We start from the raw sequence: 19670 nt of genomic DNA, 5'->3' as shown, positions 1-19670 counted from the left end.
GAAAGGTGACCGGGAGCGCACCCGCAAGTCCCGCCTTGTAGGCGGGGCAAGGGGCGCAATATAAAACAAACATGTTCCTTACCGGGAAGCCTCGCCCTGTGAGCGGGGAGCTTCACTTTGTCCGGTACTTTTTATCAGAGAAGGGATGAAAAGCGAGGAAGTTGTTATGGAAAATATTATTTTGTTTTTGATTTTAGTATTTGTTGGAATCTTATCCGGGGGCGCATTAACCTTTCTTGTTCTTAAACAAAAGAACCAGGGTACTATTGAAAGGGTAAAACTGGAGGGTCAGGTCGAGAAGTCTACTATTACTGAGCGGCTTCAAAACAGGGAAGAACAATTGCAAAACCTCGAATCAGTTATGAGGGCGAGAGAAGAATTTGCGATAAAACTCCAAGGTGAAAATACGGAACTCAAGACAAAACTGTCAGAATTTGAAACAAGACTTCATGAAGAACGTAAGGCTGCTGAAGAAAAGCTTGCCCTTCTTAATGAAGCGCAGCAGAAATTAACCGATGCTTTTAAAGCACTATCGCTGGACGCGCTTAGAAGTAATAATCAATCCTTTTTAGAACTGGCGAAAGAAACACTTGAAAAGTTTCAGGAAGGCGCCAAAGGTGATTTACAAATGCGCCAGAAGGCAATAGACGAACTCGTTAAACCATTGAAAGAATCCCTGGAAAAGGTTGACAGCAAAATTCACGAAATAGAAAAATCCCGTACTACCGCCTATTCCACCCTGACCGAACAAGTAAGATCACTCGCCACCACACAAATCCAGCTTCAGAGTGAAACGGCTAATCTTGTAAAGGCACTTCGAACTCCAACGGTTCGTGGTCGTTGGGGTGAAATACAGCTTAAACGGGTGGTTGAAATTGCCGGAATGATTGAATACTGTGATTTTATTCAGCAGGAATCGGTTACAACTGAAGACGGCCGACTGAGGCCGGATATGGTCATTAAGCTTCCCAACAGCAAAAATATAGTGGTAGACTCCAAAGCTCCATTGCAAGCCTACCTTGAAGCATTGGAGACGCAAGACGAAACGGCTAAGCTGAAAAAACTTAAAGATCACGCACGCCATATCCGCACGCATCTATCGCAGCTCAGTACAAAAACGTATTGGGAGCAGTTTGATCCGACTCCCGATTTTGTAGTTCTCTTTTTGCCGGGTGAAACTTTTTTCAGTGCGGCACTTGAACAAGACCCGAGTTTGATAGAGTTCGGTGTGGATCGGCGCGTGATTTTGGCCACTCCGACGACACTCATTGCTCTGTTGCGGGCTGTTGCCTATGGATGGAGGCAGGAACAGATTGCGGAAAATGTTCAGGAGATAAGCAATCTTGGGAAAACATTGTATGATCGTATAGCCACCCTTGCCGGTCATTTCTCAAATTTAGGAAAAAATCTGGATAGAACGGTTGATAATTACAATAAGGCAGTCGGTTCTTTTGAAGGGCGGTTTCTCGTTGCTGCACGCAAGTTTAAAGAATTGGGGGTTTCAACTGGAAGCGATATTGATACGCTGGAAAGTATTGACAGGTCTTCACGCCCAGTGCAATTATCAGACAGAAACACTTTTGCTATAGAAAATGCCGAAGAAGAATAGCAGAAGGATGGAGGGTTGCCCCCTTATATCCTGTGCTTTATTTCCCTGGATTACTCACTCAGATGTAACTACTCAGGAGTCAGAAGCAAGAATTCAGTAGACAGAAGAAAAAATAAAAACCGTCCAGCAAAAGGCTTTAAACATCGAATGACGTAGAGTCTGTTCCCCAAATTCTGCCGTGCAGGATGTTGCTTCATAATTGAAGAAATCAGTAATTTGTCAGCGTTACATACTGCTTTTATTCTGACTACTGACTACTGGATACCTGAGTAGTTACACTCAGATAATAATGGCTCTTACAATCAGGGCATTCCAGAAAATCCCCTTTATCATTCTGATGTAGACAGCCTTCCCCAATCTGTTCTGTTATTTCACCCTTTTCGTTTTCCATCCTGGAGTTCATCTCGGGGCAATATATCCACGTGCCGCAGTTGCCACAATAAAGATTTTCCTTTAAGGCTTTAGTCCTGCTGACAGTAAATTCTTTCATAATGCACACCTCTTTGATAGAGAATTATCCATATATTATAACACGAAACCTATTTTTTGTTTGACAAACGGAAAATGAAATTATATTGTGAAATATATTTAGAAGCAGAGGATAAAAAGATCAACATGTTTAAAAATACTATTGCCATTATATGCGGGATAATTAGGCCCAATGCATGGGAGACCTGATAATGGTGTAGTGTTTTAACTGTTTAGCATAAAAATCCGTTATCAGGTTCACTGGTAACGGATTTTTTAGTTTGAGGGAGGTTAATACTAATGAAAAAATGGGATGTGCTGATTTATGATACAACCTTGAGAGACGGAGCGCAGGGAGAAAACATCCACTTTTCCGCAAAGGATAAATTGCGGATCGCTTGTAGACTGGATGATATGGGCTTTCATTATATCGAAGGTGGATGGCCGGGGTCAAATCCGAAAGATATACGCTTTTTTCAGCTTGCACGGGATGTGGAATTTAAAAATGCCCGCCTTACGGCTTTTGGAAGTACCAGGAAGGTCAATTCTTCTCCTGAGGATTGCCCGAACCTGAAAGCCCTGCTTCATGCAGAAACACTGGCTGTCACAATTGTTGGAAAAAGCTGGGATCTTCACGCAACTGAGATTCTCGGGGTATCGTTAAAGGAAAATCTTTTAATGATACAAGAAACCATTGAATATCTGAAATCGAAAGGAAAAGAAGTAATCTACGATGCCGAGCATTTCTTTGATGGATATAAAAATAACTCTGAATATACCCTCAAGACCGTTCAAACGGCTCTCTCTGCCGGTGCCGATATAATTGTCCTCTGTGATACCAATGGAGGTACCCTTAATGGAGAATTGGTTAAAATAATAAGTGAAATTGTCCCGTCCATCCCTCCTCACCTCTTAGGCATTCATGTACATAATGATTGCGACCTTGCGGTGGCCAATTCCCTGTCGGCTGTTGAGGCAGGAGTAAGAATGGTCCAGGGAACGATAAACGGTTATGGAGAAAGGTGTGGAAATGCCGACTTAATTTCTATAATCAGTAACCTCCAGTTAAAAATGAATAAGAGGTGTCTGCCCGAGACGTCGATCAGACAGCTTACGAATCTCTCACGTTATGTAAGTGATGTAGCGAATATTCCCCCTCTTAATTCAAGTCCTTTTGTTGGTAAAAGCGCATTCGCTCATAAAGGCGGTATTCATGTAAGCGCCATTTCAAAAAATCCTGTAGCCTATGAACATATTGAACCTGAACTCGTGGGAAACCACCGGAGGGTATTAATTTCAGACCTCTCCGGAAGGAGCAATGTAGAATACAAATCGAGAGAGCTGAATATCTCTTTAGGAGAAGATGTCTCCAATAGCAATAAAATTGTTCAGGAGATAAAGAACATGGAAGATCAGGGATACCAGTTTGAAGCTGCTGAAGGATCACTTGCTCTACTGATGAAAAAAGTGACGGGTGAGTTTAAGGAACCTTTTGTCCTGGAGTCCTTCCGTGTCATCGACGAAAAAACAAAAGAAAGCTCATCCAAATCCCAGGCAATGATTAAGATATCGGTCGGAGAAAAGGAAGAGATAACAGCCGCAGAGGGGAATGGTCCCGTAAATGCCCTTGATAGTGCCCTGAGGAAAGCGTTAAGAAAATTTTATCCTGAAATTGACAAGATGCACCTGGTGGATTTCAAGGTGAGGATCCTGGAAGGAACCGATGGAACGGCGGCAAAAGTAAGGGTTCTGGTGGAGTCGAGGGATGAAGATGAAATCTGGAACACAATCGGGGTCTCCTCAAACATTATTGAGGCGAGCTGGCATGCCCTTGTGGACAGCATACAATATAAATTGAGTAAGGGAAAAAAGTAAAAAAAACAATTGACATCCATATTCTTTTATTTTAATCTGCTGAGACTTTTATGTCGGGGGATTTTTATAAGATGATGTGTGGTGTGAAGAGAGACCTATCTAACTTAAACGGCCTTCTGCTTTTGTGCTTGTTGAGCCTTACAGGTGTCTTATACCCGCCGCCCGCCGTTTGTATAAGAGGATGAACTAATAAAAACAAGACAGTACTAAAAGGCCATGGGCGGCAAAGCCCATGGCCTTTTTATTTTTAGATGGAGGTAAAAATAATGAAATCGGACAAAGATAAAGTTTTCATATTCGATACGACTCTCAGAGATGGAGAACAGTCCCCTGGTTTCAGTATGAATATGGAGGAGAAACTGAGATTTGCCAGGCAATTAGAAAGGCTCGGTGTAGATATTATTGAAGCTGGATTTCCGGTTGCCTCGGAAGGGGACTTTGCGTCGGTTCAGCAAATTGCCCGGGAGATCAGAGGCCTTCAGATTGCAGCACTTGCCAGAACACATCTTGCAGATATTGATCGGGCATGGGAAGCAGTTAAAGATGCGGCGAATCCCAGAATTCACACATTCATATCTTCATCTGACATACATCTCGAGCATCAGTTAAAAAAGACACGTGAGCAGGTTCTAAAAGATGCCCGTACCGCCGTGGAACATGCCCGTGCCTTTACGAAAAACGTGGAGTTTTCGGCCATGGATGCAACGAGAACGGATAAAAGCTATCTTTGTGAGATGGTGGAAACTGTTATTGCTGCAGGAGCTACCACAGTTAATATTCCCGATACTGTTGGATATGCCATGCCTGATGAATTCGGCGAATTAATAGCATATCTTTTTCAGAATGTAAAAAATATTGGCAATGCAATCATATCGGTTCACTGCCATAATGATCTCGGTGTGGCGGTTGCGAATTCGCTGTCTGCTCTGAAGCATGGGGCAAGACAGGTAGAGTGTGCTATAAACGGTATAGGGGAGCGGGCAGGAAACGCTTCCCTCGAAGAGATTGTTATGTCTCTGGAAACGAGGAAAGACCTCTTCGGACTTTATACAAATATCAAGACTGAGCAAATCTATCACTCGTCAAGGCTGTTAATAGATATAACCGGTATACCTGTTCAGCCGAACAAGGCAATTGTGGGAGCAAATGCCTTTGCTCATGAATCCGGTATTCATCAGGATGGCCTGCTCAAGGAAAAGGCTACTTATGAAATTATGACCCCGCAATTAGTGGGAGTATCAGATACCCAAATTGTTCTGGGGAAACACTCGGGTCGCCATGCGATGAAAGAACACCTTAAAAAGATGGGGTATGATTTTGACGACGAGGAAGTTGGCAAAATTTTTAAACGATTCAAAGAGCTTGCAGACGTCAAGAAAGAGATATTTGATGAGGATATTGAAGCTATTATTTCTGATGATATATTCAGAAAACCTGAGAAATACAAATTGATTTATCTTAACGTTGTCAGTGGTAGTGCGACAATTCCAACGGCGACTGTTCAGATGGAGATAGACGGAGAGGTGATACAGGAGGCAGGTTTTGGAGTGGGCCCTGTTGATGCGACCATCGCTGCCATAAGGAAAATTACGAAGACAAGCCACCCTCTCCTCAGATACGCGGTAAATGCGATAACAGGGGGAACAGATGCCCAGGGAGTGGTTACTGTTCAACTCAAATACAATGGACGTTCAGTTGTAGGACGTGGTACAGATCCCGATGTCCTTGTGGCATCCGCCAAGGCGTATATAAACGCTTTAAACAGACTTGAATCCCTTAAAGCGTATAACCGTAAAGATGTTAAAGCTGAGTAAGGTATCTTTTATCTTCTGACGTTGAAAATCGGTTGACTTTTTTTATCCTTTTGATATGAGTCGAACCTCCATAAAAATAAGCAGGAGAGAAGGGAACAGACATGCCAATGACGATTACAGAAAAAATTCTGGCGCTCCATGCAGGGGTAGATAAGGTTTCTCCTGGAGATTTAATAGAAGTAAAAGTCGACATGGCGCTTGCCAATGACATTACAGCCCCCCTTGCAATCGAAACATTCGAGAAGATTGGAACAAAAAAAGTCTTCGATAACGAAAAGATAGCTCTGGTAGCCGACCATTTTGTTCCGAACAAAGACATCCCATCGGCCCAGCAGGTAAAGCTGATGCGTGACTTTGCCGGACAACATGAGATAAAAAATTACTTTGAGGGTGGTGAATCAGGGATTGAACATGTCATACTCCCTGAGAAGGGACTCGTCTTGCCCGGACAACTGATCGTCGGTGCTGATAGTCATACGTGTACATACGGAGCTCTGGGTGCATTTTCTACGGGGGTCGGCAGTACCGATCTGGGTGCCGTCATGGCGACGGGCGAGATATGGCTGAAGGTGCCTCCAACCATCAGGGTGGAATACGATGGCAGCTTGCCGCCCAATGTAGTGGGCAAGGATCTGATCCTCTATACTATCGGTTTACTGGGTGTGGAAGGCGCTCTTTACTGTGCGCTCGAGTTTGCGGGTGAAGTAATAAAAAAACTTCCGATGTCTCAAAGGTTTACAATGGCCAATATGGCTGTGGAGGCCGGGGGGAAAAATGGGATTATAGAGCCGGACGAAATAACTTTAGAGTACGTTGCGGAAAGATCTTCTGAAAAACCCTTAATCGTAAAAGGGGACCGTGATGCAAAGTATGAAAAAACAGTGAAGATAATGGTGGATGAAATTGAGCCGCAGGTTGCATTTCCCCACTCACCGGCAAATGTTTATCCTGTTTCAAAGGTGGGGCACATTTCGCTCGATCAGGTATTTATCGGATCCTGTACGAACGGCTGGCTGGAAGACTTGCGTGATGCGGCAAGCATTTTAAAGGGAAGAAAAGTTGCCCGCGGCCTGAGGCTTATAGTTATACCGGGGTCTCCCTGGATATACAAGAAAGCGATACAGGAAGGGATTATTGAAGCGCTCCTCGATGCCGGCGCCGTGATTGGTCCCCCCTGTTGTGGGCCCTGCCTGGGAGGACATATGGGTGTCCTGGCTGAAGGTGAAAAGGCACTATCAACAACTAATAGAAACTTTATAGGAAGAATGGGTCATCCGAAGAGTGAAGTATATCTATCGAATCCTCTGATTGCGGCCGCATCTGCTGTTCTGGGCAGGATTGGCGCCCCGGATGAGCTATAATTGAGGCAAAAGGTAAAAGGCTAAAAGTGTATTGAACTGAACAGCGAGCGCATTCCCCGCTGCTTGCGGCGGGGTTAGCGAGCGAATAAAAATAACAATCTTCCTTAACAGTCGGAGATTCCCCGCAACTTGTTGAGGGGAGCTTCAATTTTCCTCTCCCTCGATGGGAGAGGGCTGGGGTGAGGGTAAATAAAATGAAATTTCAAGGAAAGGTCTGGAAGTTTGGCGACGACATTGATACTGACCTGATTATTCCGGCAAGGTATCTCAATATTTCAGATGGGTCTGAGTTAGCTCGGCACTGTTTTGCTGATATTAGACCGGATTTTGCGAAGGATGTCTCTTCCGGAGATATTCTCGTTGCGGGCAGAAACTTTGGTTGTGGTTCATCTCGTGAGCATGCGCCGCTTGCTATCAGAGAAGCCGGTGTCAGCGTGATCATAGCTAAAAGTTTTGCGAGAATATTTTACCGGAATGCGTTTAATATAGGGTTGCCACTGCTTGAATCGGAAGAAGCGGCTGAAGGTATATTGGAAGGAGAACAAGTAGCTGTTGATCTTACGAGAGGTGAGTGTAAAAGTATTGTCAGCGGAAAAATTTACACAGCACGCCCGATACCTGATTTCATGAGGCAACTGATAAAAGCAGGAGGATTGGTGGATTATATAAGGGGAGGTGAAAGGAAATTATGAAGACATACGATATTGGTGTAGTACCCGGAGATGGAACAGGGGCAGAGGTGACTGCCGAAGCCGTTAAGGCATTGAATGCTCTTTCAGAGACTGGAGGGCCTCAATTTAATTTTACTGAATATGACATTGGCGGAGAAAGATACCTCAGCAAAGGAGAACTTCTTCCGGATTCCGTTCTGTCTGAATTGAGAGATATGGATGCTATTCTCCTGGGCGCGATCGGTCATCCGGAGGTTAAACCAGGAATACTTGAAAAAGAGATTCTCTTAAAGATGCGTTTTGAACTGGACCTTTACATAAATCTAAGACCGGTCATTCTCTTTCCAGGTGCGTATACGCCCCTTAAAGACAAGAATCCTGAGGATGTCGACTTTGTGGTTGTGAGGGAAAATTCCGAGGGGCTTTATACAGGAGGCGGAGGTTTTTTAAAGAAAGGAACTCTTGATGAAGTGGCAATTCAAGAGTCAATAAATACGAGAAAAGGGGTTGAACGCTGTATTCGCTATGCTTTCGAATATTGCAGGAAAAGAAATAAAGAGAAGAAGCTGACCCTGTGCGGAAAAACAAACGTACTTACCTATGCATTCGACTTGTGGGAAAGGGTTTTTAATGAATGCGGCAAGGAATATCCTGACATAGAGCTCGACTACGCACACGTGGATGCTACGTGTATGTGGATGGTAAAGAATCCTGAATATTTTGATGTGATTGTAACCGATAACATGTTCGGAGATATTATAACTGATCTGGGAGCGATGATACAGGGTGGAATGGGTATCGCTGCCGGCGGTAATATAAATCCGGGCAATATAGCAATGTTTGAACCGATAGGTGGGTCAGCCCCAAAATATACCGGTATGAATGTAATAAATCCCCTGGCGGCAATAGGTGCGGCGCAGATGATGCTCGAATATCTCGAAGAAGAGGCTGCGGCTAAAAACTTACTTGAAGCGATCAAGAAAGTCGTGAAAAACGACATCAAGAGTCTCGATGCGGGTAAAATGGGTTTCGGAACGCGTGAGATAGGGGACTTGGTGGCTCGCTATATTAAGGGGTGAAAACCACGTCAAGGAACCTTCGGTGCATTGCAAGGTGTTTTGCTTTATATCCCTATGAGGTCTAATCTTCAGGATGCTTGACCGACCGTCGAAGGCGCTTGATCGTGCCGTGGCGGCGCTTAATCTCAATCCTCCGTTTTTTTGATGCGAGAGTTGGTCTTGTCTTGCGGCGGGGTTTGGGTTTTACAGCTGCCGTTCGGATTAACTCAACCAATCTCGTGATTGCATCCTGCCGGTTTCGCTCCTGTGTACGGAACCGGCGGGCATCGACAATCAGCACTCCATCTCCTGTAACTCGCCGGCCTGCCATATGAATCAGACGTTCGCGAACGTCATCCGGCAGAGAAGGTGAGTTGTTTACATCGAAGCGGAGCTGAACGGCCGTGGCGACTTTGTTGACATTCTGACCGCCCGGCCCCGAAGCACGTATAAAATCCAGTTGGATCTCACTCTCATCAATTTTTATGGTGGGTGTAATGTTAATCATACTTCAATTGACACCTTATACATCTTTAAGACAGTTCACCCGCCTTACGGAGCAGGAGTTCCCAGTCCTCGTTGACCATTTCCTGAATCTGCGCTAAATCATTGTCAGTGAGATGCTGGAATCGTCCCTGGAGTTTGAAATACTCTCTTACCGGATACTCCTTGGGAGTGTAGTTTATCGTGTATTTTACACCGCCTTCGACTTCATAAAGGGGAAAAATATTGGTCTGGACAGCCATTCGGGCAATCTTGACGGATATTTCAGATGGAATACGCCAGCCGGTAGGGCAACTGGCAAAAATATGGAGAAAGCGCGCTCCCTTTATTTCTTTGGCTTTTTGAACCTTTCGAATCATATCTTCCGGGAAGGCAATATTAGCCGTGGCAGCATAAGGAATGCGATGGGCTACCAGAGCCTCTACAATATTCTTTTTCCGCATCTTTTTCCATTCCTGTCCCGGTGTTGTGGTGGTCCACGCACCGTAAGGGGTAGAAGAACTGCGCTGAATGCCGGTATTCATATAGGCTTCATTGTCATAGCATACATAGATAAAATCTTCATTACGCTCAACGGCGCCGCTGAGTGCCTGAAAGCCGATATCAAAAGTTCCTCCATCGCCGGCCCATGTAACGACGGTGGTTTCGGTATCTCCCTTAATATCCAATGCCGCACGCACACCACTGGCCACGGCGCCTCCGGTTTCAAAGGCACTATGGATTATCGGAACCTGCAATGTAGACTGAGGATAGGCGCCCGCTATAATGGACCAACAACAGGCAGGAAGGACAATTATGGTCTTTTCACCCATCACCTTCATGAACAATCTCATGGCAATTGCGGCCCCGCATCCGGGACAGGCCACATGTCCCGGGTACATGTACTCACGTTCAGGAACTTTCAGTTGCATGATCCACCTCCTGAAGTCCCATCCATATACTTTCTTTTTCCGGAACCTCATTCTTTTTGGTTTGCCAGTATATGTTCTCTAATATGTCCGTTGTCACGTCACGTCCGCCGATTCCCGCAATATAACCGAAAACCGGAGGATGGCCGGGAAGGTTGCAAAGAGCGGCTCGCAATTCCTGGGCAAATATACCACTTGCCCCGAATGAGAAATTGCGGTCAATCACGGCGACTTTTTTTGCCGGTCTGAGTATCCGGCGAAACATCTCCGAGGGAAAGGGACGGAAAAGTTTTACTTTCAGGAGCCCGACTTTTTCTCCCTTTGCACGCAAGCCTTGAATTACCTGACGGCTCGTACTCGTGACCGTTCCGGACGTTACCAAAATGATTTCCGCATCATCACAGGCAATCGGTTCTACTGACCCATAACGACGCCCAAATATTCCGGCAAAATCTTCCTCGATTTCTGGAAATATAGACAGAACTTCCTCCATCGCCATTGCAATATTATGGCGCATTTCCATGTAAGCATTCGGCAGAACTAATGAACCAAACGCACGCGGATCTTTTGTGTCAACCTGAAATTTTGGGTCGTACGGAGGGAGGAAGCAGTCGACCAGTTCCTGTTCCGGTACATCAACCGGTTCATAAGTGTGTGAGAGATAAAACGCATCTAAAACTACCATGACCGGCAGATTAACCATCTCCGCCAGGCGGAAGGCCTGAAGAGTGGTATCCAGAGTTTCCTGACTGTTTTCACAATAGAGCTGTATCCAGCCCGTGTCCCGTTGTGCCAGGCTGTCGGTCTGGTCGGTCCAGATATTCCAGCCGGGAGCAAGTGCCCGATTTACTTCGACCATTACAACCGGAAGCCTTGCACCCGATGTCCAGTGGAGGAGTTCGTGCATCAGGGCCAGCCCCTGTGAGGAAGTGGCGGTAAATGTCCTCACCCCGCTGCTCGCTGCTCCAATCAGAGCAGCCAGAGCAGAATGTTCACTCTCCACACGCAAAAAACGTGCGCCCAATCTGCCATCTGAACAATACTCTGAAAGGAACTCGACGATATGGGTTTGCGGAGTGATAGGATAAGCAGAAATAACGCTGACTTTTGCCAGGCGAACCGCTTCAGCTACTGCCTGACTTCCCTCCAGGACTTTCTTCATAACTTTCCTCCTCGAGTACCATGGCGTTGCGGGGGCATTCCACCACACAGACACCGCACCCCTTACAATAATCATAATTGATATGACGTCCCTGGGAACTGTTATCACGTATTACTGATAAATCCGGACAGAACACAAAGCAGTTCTCACACTGACTACAGAGACCGCAGTTAAAGCAGCGTCCTGCCTCTCTGGTGGCCAGATGCGCCGAAATTTTGAGGTCTACTTCTTCAAATGTCCGGAGGCGTTCTTCTATTAAAAGACGTGGTTGAGAGACTTTGCCGGTGAGCTGAAAGTAGTCGGTATTAATTTCTTCATAAGTGACAATATGGGGGCTTCTTAAACGGCGAGGTCCCCCCATGTAAACTTCCATAGAGAGAGGGGAAGCGCCATTTCCCACCATACAGGTCTTTAGCGTCGGCCTGATGGCATCAAATCCTTCCCTAAAGAATATATCAAGAGCTATAGCTGCCTCCTTGCCGGAAGCCACAGCATGGACGACACTCTTTGTCTCATTTGTCAGGTCGCCCCCAAACACGAGAGTGGGACATTGATGCCGGTATGCCAGAACAGAGTTGTTCATCCTCAAAATTCCTTCCCCTTCTTCTGGGGGACTATGCCAGGGTTCGGCTATCCCTTTACCAATAGCCTTGAAAATTCGTTTAACCCTGATTTCTTCAGGGTTTTTACCGTCGGGTTCAACAGAAGCTCTTCCCTGAATATCTTCACCAACAACTTTCATCTGCCGTAAAGTCAAAACAAGCTCTTCATTATCATATATGATCTTTGCGGGTGTAAGAAGTTCTTTAATCTCAACTCCTTCTTCAAGTGCCATCTGCACATCCTGTTCGAAGGCAGGCATATCCTGACGCCTGCGTCTGTATATTATAAGAGCCTTTCCGCCAAGTCGCACGATGCTCCGGGCTACATCAATAGCTGTGTTGCCGCCTCCAATAACAGCTATCGATCCATTGGATGAAGGGTTTTTATTCTGACGGATACTTAGCAGAAATTTGAACCCATCCTCAACACCCTCAGTATCTTCTCCCGGGATGTTCAACCGGGCCGTACGGGAATGTCCGCAACCCAGAAAGATGGCATTGTAATTATTCCGGGCCTCTTCCAGAAAGTGCCGTGAAATGTGCTTCCCGGTATGTATCCGGACGCCATGATCTTCAATCAGGGCAATTTCGTTTTAAAGAACAGAAAGGGGAAGGCGGTAAGGAGGTATTCCCCACCGGAGAATTCCACCGGGTTCAGGCATAGCCTCGAAGACATCGCAGGTATAACCGAGGAGGGTCAAGAAATAGGCCGCCGCAAGGCCGCTGGGACCGGCACCTATTACCGCTATTTTCTGCTTCCTGGCAGGATTACGTTCCAGAAGGGGTTTTAAATCGTTCCGAATGGCAGTATCGGCGAGAAAACGCTCGATACTATGAATGGCAATAGCTTTATCAAATTCTTCTCGATTGCATATTTTTTCACAGGGATGATAGCAGACACGTCCACAGACGCCGGGAAAGGGGTTTTCTCTGAGTATGGTTTCCCAGGCCTCCTTGAATAAACCCCGGGCTGTCAGCATTTCAATTTGCCCGATGTCCTCACCGGCAGGACAGGCAGTGCTGCATGGAGAAGTCTTTTCTTCATAACGGGGCTTTAGAAAGCGCCACGAGCCCGTCTTATTGCTTTCCGTAGTTAGGTAGGAGTGTGGTACTAACAATGGAATTGCTTCAATAATTTCCTTCTTTTCTGTCACTTTTCTGATCCTTACTCAATCATTCCGAGAATTCGGACTTCCCTGTATGCATCTTCCGCTGCCTGGATGTTTTGTTCGGCCTCAATCGTAATTTCTTCTCTGATGGCGGAAACGACAGTTTCCATCGGTGGCATGTCTAAAATGCTGGCAAAAGCGCCAATCATCGATGTGTTAACGATAGGAGAGGTACGGGTTCCCAGTTTATGATTTCTTGCAATATGGCTGGCATCGACGAAAGCCAACCGAAAACCCGCAAAGGGGGTCAAATTAGCAGGGGGAGCCGGACTGTTGATCAGGATCCATCCTCCTGGCTGAAGTCCTCTTGTAAAATCAATGCTCTGGATAAGAGTTCGGTCCTGAACAACGACGTGATCGGGATTGTAAACATTCGACCTTATTAAAATATCTTTTTTGTTCAGTCTTAAATATGCCTCGACCGGAGCCCCCCTTCTTTCTATTCCAAAAAAAGGGAAGCTTTGGACTTGATAGCCTGCCTCAAAAAAGGCCTTGGCCAGCAGGATTGTGGCTACAACGGTTCCCTGTCCACCACGTCCATGAAAACGGATTTCGAGCATAATTATCAGTTCCTTTTTATGTTTTACTCCAGACCACAACAACAGCCCTTGCCTGTTTTTCATCCAGAGCACGAAAGCTGTGGTTTATATCCGATTCAAAATAGAGGGAATCGCCCGGCTGGAGTACCTCCATTCGATCATCGGTGCGAAATTCAAGTGTTCCTTCGATGAGATATAAGAATTCTTCTCCCTCGTGGTTCGTAAAAATCATGTCACTTCTATCCATGGGCTGAAACTCTACCAGCAAGGGTAACATACGCTTGTCAGGTTTTTTCGTTTCAAGGATTTCGTAAACGTAATCGACTTCCCCTTCATGATGGTGCGGTCTGCGTTTGAGCTGTATCCGCTCACCAGGACGGGTAACAGAAATTTTTTCACTGATTTCCACGTCCTCAAAGAAAAAAGTCATTCCTACACCAAGAGCTTTGGCCAGCTTGAGCAGAGTTGCCACGGGTGGAACAACCTCATCATTTTCTATTTCAGATAAAAGAGTTTTTGACAGATCGGTTTTTATAGACAGGTCCTTCATGGTGTAATGTCTTTTTTGCCTGAGTTCTCTTACTTTGCCGCCAATTTTAAATCCCTTTACGGCTCCCGATTTGATATCTTCGTTTTGTGTCATTTTGTCACCTCAAAGACGGGACAGATTAGAATGTTTTTGTTAAAAATACTAATATTCTAATCATGAATCATACGTCAGTAGTCGGGTTTGTCAAGATTATTATTTTCAGCACTGCCTTCATTTGAGCATGGCCATTAAAGAGAACCGATTAAAAAAAAGCCGAAAAATGTTTGACTTTATGTTTCATGAGGAGTAAATTTTCTGCAAGGGATTAAAGAACGGACATTTTTTGAAAGGTTTGCATAATTGGTTTTCTGGTCATTGCGAGGAGCGAAGCGACGTGGCAATCTATTTGTAATTACAGATAATTTGAGATTGCTTCACTACGTTCGCAATGACAATATGTGTATTATGCAAACATCTCTTTTTATGATCTCTAATTTCACATATATTAGAAAGGAGGTAAAAAATGACAAGTTTAATTATTCTTGCTGGTTTTTTGATTTATTTAACACTTTATTTTACCTACGGCAAAAAGCTAGAAAAAGATGTCGTAGGAGCGTCGGATCTCATAGAGGCGCCCTCCAAGCGCCTATATGACGGGGTGGATTATATCCCGGCGAGGAAAGAGGTTCTCTTCGGGCATCATTTTGCGTCAGTTGCCGGTGCCGCGCCGATAATCGGCCCCGCAATAGCGATATGCTGGGGCTGGCTTCCCGCACTTCTCTGGGTCTGGTTCGGCAATGTTTTCATTGGAGCCGTTCATGATTATCTGGCCTTAATGGCATCTGTCCGCTATGACGGCAAATCAGTCCAGTTTGTCGCCTCAGATCTAATTGGAAAGAGAACGGGAGTGGCATTCTACTGGATCGTTTTCTTCCTTCTCATTCTCGTTGTAGCAGCCTTCGCAGCTATTGTCGGCGGTATGTTTGTCCGGACTCCGGCCATTGCATCGGCATATCTATGGAAGATACTTGCCGCTCTGATCCTGGGTGTACTTTTATACCGGGTAAAGATGAATTTTGGCCTTGCTACCATTATCGGCATCGTTATGCTGACAATCGCCATCTGGCTGGGCACGGTAACCCCTATAAAACTAAGCTACATGATCTGGATGTGGGTATTCTTTTTCTATATTGTTATTGCCGCTGCTATTCCCGTTAATGTACTCCTGCAACCGAGGGATTATCTCAATTCATGGCTTCTTTATTTTGGACTCGCCCTGGGTTTTATAGCGGCCGTCTTTGCATTTAAGGGATTTGAAGTCCCTGCATTTTCCAGCTTCGCTCCCATCCTGATGGGAGGCAAACCGACGCCTTTCTGGCCTGCGATACCGTTGATTATCGCCTGCGGTTCCCTCTCGGGTTTCCACTCTCTTGTCGCTTCCGGTACAACATCGAAACAGCTCGAAAAAGAAAGTGACGGTTTGTTCATAGGGTACGGCGCCATGTTTACCGAGGGGTTCCTGTCGACCATCGTCATTGTATCCATAGCGGGTTTCGGTTATACCGCACTAAAGAATGCGGGAGTGACAACAGAGATGTTGAATTACGGTAACTGGGGGGCAATGTTTACAAAGGTATCCGCTTCCGTTAAGCTGTCTGCGGCAAATCTTTTCGTCCAGTCTTACTCGGATATGGTTGCCTCGACCTGGCTGGGAGTTATCCCGGCTAAATACGTCAAGGTAATCGCCGGCATGTGGGTCGCTTCATTTGCCATGACGACCCTTGACACCACCAACCGTCTGGCCCGCTACTGCCTGTCCGAAATGGCTGCTCCGCTGAAAGACAGCGCCACGGGACTTTACAACGTCCTGACAAATCGCTGGATTGCCTCCATTATTCCGGCAGCGATCGGAATCTGGTTGGCCGCGACAGGAAACTGGCTTATCATCTGGGGGTCCTTCGGTGCGGCAAATCAGTTGGTCGCATCCATCGCCCTTATGACCGGCGCAGCATTTGTCGCCAAAAAACTGAAATCGCCGTTTGCCAATATCGCCGTAATTCCGGCCTGGCTGCTCTGGATTACCGTTACCTGCGCTATCATCTGGTTCCTTGCGGTTGTTCAGCCGGGTGCCATAGCGGCGAAGCCCGTTCCTGGATGGACAGTGACGATTATCTTGTCTATAATGCTGATACTGAATTTTGTCTTCTTCTGGGATTTCATTAAATCGAAGGCATACAAGGTAGAATAAAACAGCAAATCAAACTCAACCAAACGCAATTCCAGAAGTGAAGCTCCCCGCCCACAGGGCGGGGAGCTTCCCGGTAAGGAATATGTTTGTTTTATATTGCGCCCCTTACGGACGCGCTCCCGGTCATCTCGATGAATCGATCAATCGTTAGTTTTTTCCGTCGCATCTTATCCGGCCTGCATACATCGCATCGTGAAAAAACCGTTGCTCTCACTATTGTTGAAATGGAGGAGCTCGAAAACATCTTTGCACTTCTTCTTTTGGGTTCCTTTGTCGGATTTCCCTCGCCACCAACATTTCTGGCTGTCGAGCTTCTGCCGTTTATGGAAAAGGAGCTGAAAGTTTTAAATAGAAGGGCAGGGGAGGCCAACGATATGCTGGCGGAGATGTGCGGAATACTGGGTATAGATTAAATGAAGATAATTTTTTTTACAGGAAAAGGAGGGGTGGGTAAATCCACCATGGCGGCTGCTGCGGCATGGCAGTTTTCTCAAAAAAGCCGTGTATTGATCGTTTCTCTGGATCCGGCACATAACCTGGGAGACATCTTCGGGATAACACTGAAGAACAAAGAAAAGCAATTTACAGAAAACCTTTTTCTTGAAGAGGTCAACATTCAGAAACTTTCACGAGATTATCTTCAGAGGGAAATCAATGTCTTCTCAGACACTTATAAATATCTTCAAGCACTGAATCTCGACAATTACTTTTCCGTACTGAAATATTCACCCGGCATAGAAGAGTATGCGCTACTGACCAGCATCGAAGAGACGATAAGGAACAAAACAGATTTTGACTACATCATATTCGATACACCACCGACCGGGCTGACACTCAGGTTTCTTGCCCTGCCAAGGATTACAATAACTTGGATTGACCAACTGACCCGGATCAGAAAGCAGATTCTGAAAAAACGCTATACGATATATAGAATAAGAGGCACTTCAAGCAAAGAAGAGACGGTGCTCGATTACGATGAAGAAGACGATAATGTTATGAAAAGGCTAAGGAGGTTAAGTGAAAACTATCATGCTTTGAACAAAACCCTGCAGGGAAAGGATTGCTCCGTTGTCGTGGTTTTTAATCCCGATGTTCTTTCCCTGAGGGAGTCCGAGAGATTGATTGAAGGTCTTCATGATCTGAACCTGCCACTTCGCCTCTTCATAAACAATAAGATAACGGAAGAAAACAGTGAACTGTCCGCAGAGACTGAAAAAAGTATAAGCAGGATGGCCAAAGATATTCCGTTCGAGCGGGTTTCCCTGTCGAAGACACTCCTTGACGGAGAAAAGGGGAGTCTATACAATATAGCGGAAATTATCATATCCAGACTTCAGGAAAGATAAAAAATGTTCGATAATGTGCAGATTGCGACGCAGCCCGTTTTCTTTCTTTTCATTGCCTTCTCATTTTTCCTTACGCTCGTCTATTTCTGGGGCAGAAAAAAGAATAAAACGTTATCTCTTTCAGTGTTTGATGACATCATAGATGTTATCAAGCCGGATGATCAAACCTTCACCAATATCGGAGGTGCAATCGGCTATCATGCTAATTTCTTCATTAAAAAGAAAAGCCCCATCTCTCAAGTTGATGTTACCGTCACATTTCTTCCAAGACATTCATTACTTTATTTTCCTATATCAAAGCTCATAAAAAGGTATGATAGATTATTTATAACGTTGTACCTGAGGCACGATCCTTCCGAGGAATGTCATCTGATTGAGGCGAAGTATGACGGGTTTCGGCGGTCGAAAATAACAAACGCACATCTGTTAAATAGAGAAGATGTGAAGTGGGGAAACTATAAGTTTTATCTGTATTACGAAAGCGTAAAGATGCGCGATAACTTTATGAAATTTATGGATAGTAACCCTGAGCCGGGTGTTATCAGGCATATCGCAATCGTTCCTGATCAGAAAAAGTGTTTCATCTTTATGATCCCTCGAAAAAAACAGGTGGCAAGATACCTGGCGCCGGTTTATCGGTGGATACCCTCTGTGATTTAATCCACAGATTTAGCAGATTACCCAGATTACTCTAATCACTTATATCTGGTTTCTCAATCTTGCCCAGGCAATTCCCAGATATTCATATATCGCTCTTTGAGCCTTGACCAACGCTCCCGGATCAGGGTAAAAATCGTGGGGACTTATGCCGTCACCCTGTTTTTGTTTAACACGATGACCGGCAGGGGCTGGAATTGGATCCATTCCCAACTTTCTGAATAGGGCAATCGAGCGAGGCATGTGTGAAGCGGAAGTTACCAGGATAAATTTGTTGCTTCCAAGAATTGACTTGATGTGTTGAGCTTGATCCTTTGTGTCCCTGGAACCTGTTTCTAAAAGCAAATCCTGTTTATTTACACCGATTGCCTGGGCGACACGCGCCATAGTTTCAGCCTCGGGAACCGGATCAAAACTCCTTCCGCCTGAGAGGATAAGCTTGCATTCAGGTAGTTCTTTGTAAAGACGAATAGCCTCTATAAGACGAACAAGAGACTCGTCTGAAATCTGACTGGTAACTGGAAGTCTGGGATCAGATGTGTGCCCTCCACCCAGCACAACGATCCACTTTGCTGAAGACGAAATGTCAGATACTGAATTTAAAGCAAGTGGTGGGTATTGATACTCCAGGGGCTTTAACAATCTGTCGGAAACAACTCCATAACTGAGTGATGCAAACAATAGCACCCCTATCAGCATAATGACTTTTCCCGCCTTCTGCTTTTTTGTAAAAAAAAGCAGGTACAGGCCCAGTATCATAATCTCCAGACATAAAGATACCGGGAAAAATAAAGGTGCGAAAATTTTTTTAAAGAGAAACATTATTTGTTCGAAGCCCCCTTCCTCTTTTCATTTTCTTCTTCGTTTACATGAAAGTTCCGAGTTCAGAGTTCAAGGTTCCGAGTTGTGGGGTTTCGCAAGCTCAACCCAACCTACAATCTTTTCTTTCTTTGTGCCTCTGGTACCTTGTGCCTCTGTGCCTCTATCCCTTTGTGCCTCTGTGCCCTTATTTCTATATCACAAACTCGATTCTGAAAAAAGAATTCCGTAGGACCATCTTTTGTTCGATAAAAAAGATTTTTTAACAACAGACATATTGACAATAATTGGTTTAACTGATAGCAACATTCAGACTTAAAAATCATACTGT

19 protein-coding genes are annotated in these 19670 nt (G+C 45.2%); 10 read left to right on the top strand and 9 right to left on the bottom strand.

The genetic code is table 11. From position 1 onward, the window contains the following. Positions 1-166: 166 nt before the first annotated feature. Complete coding sequence (rmuC, locus tag Q7J27_08340) at positions 167-1609, top strand: DNA recombination protein RmuC (protein MDO9529154.1); 1443 nt, start codon at positions 167-169, stop codon at positions 1607-1609. A 247-nt stretch (positions 1610-1856) separates the two neighbouring features. On the opposite strand, the gene Q7J27_08335 is transcribed toward rmuC, so the two are convergent. Then, on the bottom strand, positions 1857-2099 hold the full coding sequence (locus Q7J27_08335) for a hypothetical protein (protein ID MDO9529153.1): 243 nt from the start codon (positions 2097-2099) through the stop codon (positions 1857-1859). 278 nt (positions 2100-2377) lie between these two features. On the opposite strand from Q7J27_08335, the gene cimA reads away from it, so the two are divergent. From cimA to Q7J27_08310, 5 genes are all read left to right on the top strand, one after another. Continuing rightward, on the top strand, positions 2378-3952 hold the full coding sequence (gene cimA, locus Q7J27_08330; protein ID MDO9529152.1) for a citramalate synthase: 1575 nt from the start codon (positions 2378-2380) through the stop codon (positions 3950-3952). Positions 3953-4218: 266 nt separating this feature from the next. Beyond that, positions 4219-5766: a 2-isopropylmalate synthase gene (locus tag Q7J27_08325; GenBank protein MDO9529151.1), complete on the top strand. Its 1548-nt coding sequence runs from the start codon at positions 4219-4221 to the stop codon at positions 5764-5766. Between the two features lie 107 nt (positions 5767-5873). Continuing rightward, entirely contained in the window at positions 5874-7127 is a 1254-nt protein-coding gene (leuC, locus tag Q7J27_08320; GenBank protein MDO9529150.1) for a 3-isopropylmalate dehydratase large subunit, read from the top strand. Between the two features lie 194 nt (positions 7128-7321). Next, positions 7322-7819: a 3-isopropylmalate dehydratase small subunit gene (locus Q7J27_08315; GenBank protein MDO9529149.1), complete on the top strand. Its 498-nt coding sequence runs from the start codon at positions 7322-7324 to the stop codon at positions 7817-7819. Beyond that, a complete protein-coding gene (locus Q7J27_08310; GenBank protein MDO9529148.1) occupies positions 7816-8877 on the top strand; it encodes a 3-isopropylmalate dehydrogenase in 1062 nt (353 codons plus the stop codon). Before Q7J27_08315 ends, Q7J27_08310 begins: the two co-directional genes overlap by 4 nt. Positions 8878-8938: 61 nt before the next feature. On the opposite strand, the gene arfB is transcribed toward Q7J27_08310, so the two are convergent. The 7 genes from arfB to Q7J27_08275 are packed head-to-tail and all read right to left on the bottom strand — an operon-like array spanning position 8939 to position 14383. Further along, positions 8939-9364 (bottom strand): alternative ribosome rescue aminoacyl-tRNA hydrolase ArfB, encoded by a 426-nt coding sequence (gene arfB / locus Q7J27_08305; GenBank protein MDO9529147.1) that lies wholly within the window; start codon positions 9362-9364, stop codon positions 8939-8941. A gap of 25 nt (positions 9365-9389) precedes the next feature. Continuing rightward, a complete protein-coding gene (locus Q7J27_08300) occupies positions 9390-10271 on the bottom strand; it encodes a 3-methyl-2-oxobutanoate dehydrogenase subunit beta (protein ID MDO9529146.1) in 882 nt (293 codons plus the stop codon). Beyond that, positions 10252-11430, bottom strand: coding sequence for a pyruvate ferredoxin oxidoreductase (gene porA, locus Q7J27_08295; protein ID MDO9529145.1), 1179 nt, complete (start codon positions 11428-11430; stop codon positions 10252-10254). Before porA ends, Q7J27_08300 begins: the two co-directional genes overlap by 20 nt. Beyond that, a complete protein-coding gene (locus tag Q7J27_08290) occupies positions 11393-12589 on the bottom strand; it encodes an FAD-dependent oxidoreductase (protein ID MDO9529144.1) in 1197 nt (398 codons plus the stop codon). The genes porA and Q7J27_08290 overlap by 38 nt, the downstream gene beginning before the upstream one ends. A 36-nt stretch (positions 12590-12625) precedes the next feature. Then, positions 12626-13186 (bottom strand): NAD(P)-binding protein, encoded by a 561-nt coding sequence (locus Q7J27_08285; protein MDO9529143.1) that lies wholly within the window; start codon positions 13184-13186, stop codon positions 12626-12628. Positions 13187-13197: 11 nt separating this feature from the next. Beyond that, a complete protein-coding gene (locus Q7J27_08280; protein MDO9529142.1) occupies positions 13198-13824 on the bottom strand; it encodes a 2-oxoacid:acceptor oxidoreductase family protein in 627 nt (208 codons plus the stop codon). Then, positions 13778-14383 (bottom strand): XRE family transcriptional regulator, encoded by a 606-nt coding sequence (locus Q7J27_08275; GenBank protein MDO9529141.1) that lies wholly within the window; start codon positions 14381-14383, stop codon positions 13778-13780. The genes Q7J27_08280 and Q7J27_08275 overlap by 47 nt, the downstream gene beginning before the upstream one ends. Before the next feature lie 409 nt (positions 14384-14792). Between Q7J27_08275 and Q7J27_08270 the strand changes: the two genes are divergently transcribed. The 4 genes from Q7J27_08270 to Q7J27_08255 all read left to right on the top strand — a co-directional run bounded on the left by Q7J27_08270 (position 14793) and on the right by Q7J27_08255 (position 18523). Beyond that, positions 14793-16517 (top strand): carbon starvation protein A, encoded by a 1725-nt coding sequence (locus Q7J27_08270; GenBank protein MDO9529140.1) that lies wholly within the window; start codon positions 14793-14795, stop codon positions 16515-16517. A 131-nt stretch (positions 16518-16648) separates the two neighbouring features. Beyond that, a complete protein-coding gene (locus tag Q7J27_08265) occupies positions 16649-16930 on the top strand; it encodes a hypothetical protein (GenBank protein MDO9529139.1) in 282 nt (93 codons plus the stop codon). Then, entirely contained in the window at positions 16931-17863 is a 933-nt protein-coding gene (locus tag Q7J27_08260; protein ID MDO9529138.1) for an ArsA family ATPase, read from the top strand. A gap of 3 nt (positions 17864-17866) precedes the next feature. Continuing rightward, a complete protein-coding gene (locus Q7J27_08255) occupies positions 17867-18523 on the top strand; it encodes a hypothetical protein (GenBank protein MDO9529137.1) in 657 nt (218 codons plus the stop codon). Positions 18524-18562: 39 nt separating this feature from the next. On the opposite strand, the gene elyC is transcribed toward Q7J27_08255, so the two are convergent. After that, positions 18563-19342 carry an envelope biogenesis factor ElyC gene (elyC, locus tag Q7J27_08250; protein MDO9529136.1) on the bottom strand — a complete coding sequence of 260 codons (780 nt, stop codon included), beginning with the start codon at positions 19340-19342 and terminating at the stop codon, positions 18563-18565. Positions 19343-19670 lie beyond the last annotated feature (328 nt).

This window comes from Syntrophales bacterium (assembly GCA_030655775.1).
GTDB lineage: Bacteria > Desulfobacterota > Syntrophia > Syntrophales > JADFWA01 > JAUSPI01.
The sequence above is the reverse complement of the archived record's forward strand: the minus strand, read 5'-3'. Positions and strand labels throughout refer to the sequence as shown.

Bases quoted from the DNA above. Each gene is read 5' to 3' on its own strand.
- rmuC (MDO9529154.1), top strand. From the start codon at position 167: ATGGAAAATATTATTTTGTTTTTGATTTTAGTATTTGTTGGAATCTTA.
- Q7J27_08335 (MDO9529153.1), bottom strand. From the start codon at position 2,099: ATGAAAGAATTTACTGTCAGCAGGACTAAAGCCTTAAAGGAAAATCTT.
- cimA (MDO9529152.1), top strand. From the start codon at position 2,378: ATGAAAAAATGGGATGTGCTGATTTATGATACAACCTTGAGAGACGGA.
- Q7J27_08325 (MDO9529151.1), top strand. From the start codon at position 4,219: ATGAAATCGGACAAAGATAAAGTTTTCATATTCGATACGACTCTCAGA.
- leuC (MDO9529150.1), top strand. From the start codon at position 5,874: ATGACGATTACAGAAAAAATTCTGGCGCTCCATGCAGGGGTAGATAAG.
- Q7J27_08315 (MDO9529149.1), top strand. From the start codon at position 7,322: ATGAAATTTCAAGGAAAGGTCTGGAAGTTTGGCGACGACATTGATACT.
- Q7J27_08310 (MDO9529148.1), top strand. From the start codon at position 7,816: ATGAAGACATACGATATTGGTGTAGTACCCGGAGATGGAACAGGGGCA.
- arfB (MDO9529147.1), bottom strand. From the start codon at position 9,364: ATGATTAACATTACACCCACCATAAAAATTGATGAGAGTGAGATCCAA.
- Q7J27_08300 (MDO9529146.1), bottom strand. From the start codon at position 10,271: ATGCAACTGAAAGTTCCTGAACGTGAGTACATGTACCCGGGACATGTG.
- porA (MDO9529145.1), bottom strand. From the start codon at position 11,430: ATGAAGAAAGTCCTGGAGGGAAGTCAGGCAGTAGCTGAAGCGGTTCGC.
- Q7J27_08280 (MDO9529142.1), bottom strand. From the start codon at position 13,824: ATGAAAAACAGGCAAGGGCTGTTGTTGTGGTCTGGAGTAAAACATAAA.
- Q7J27_08275 (MDO9529141.1), bottom strand. From the start codon at position 14,383: ATGACACAAAACGAAGATATCAAATCGGGAGCCGTAAAGGGATTTAAA.
- Q7J27_08270 (MDO9529140.1), top strand. From the start codon at position 14,793: ATGACAAGTTTAATTATTCTTGCTGGTTTTTTGATTTATTTAACACTT.
- Q7J27_08265 (MDO9529139.1), top strand. From the start codon at position 16,649: ATGAATCGATCAATCGTTAGTTTTTTCCGTCGCATCTTATCCGGCCTG.
- Q7J27_08260 (MDO9529138.1), top strand. From the start codon at position 16,931: ATGAAGATAATTTTTTTTACAGGAAAAGGAGGGGTGGGTAAATCCACC.
- Q7J27_08255 (MDO9529137.1), top strand. From the start codon at position 17,867: ATGTTCGATAATGTGCAGATTGCGACGCAGCCCGTTTTCTTTCTTTTC.
- elyC (MDO9529136.1), bottom strand. From the start codon at position 19,342: ATGTTTCTCTTTAAAAAAATTTTCGCACCTTTATTTTTCCCGGTATCT.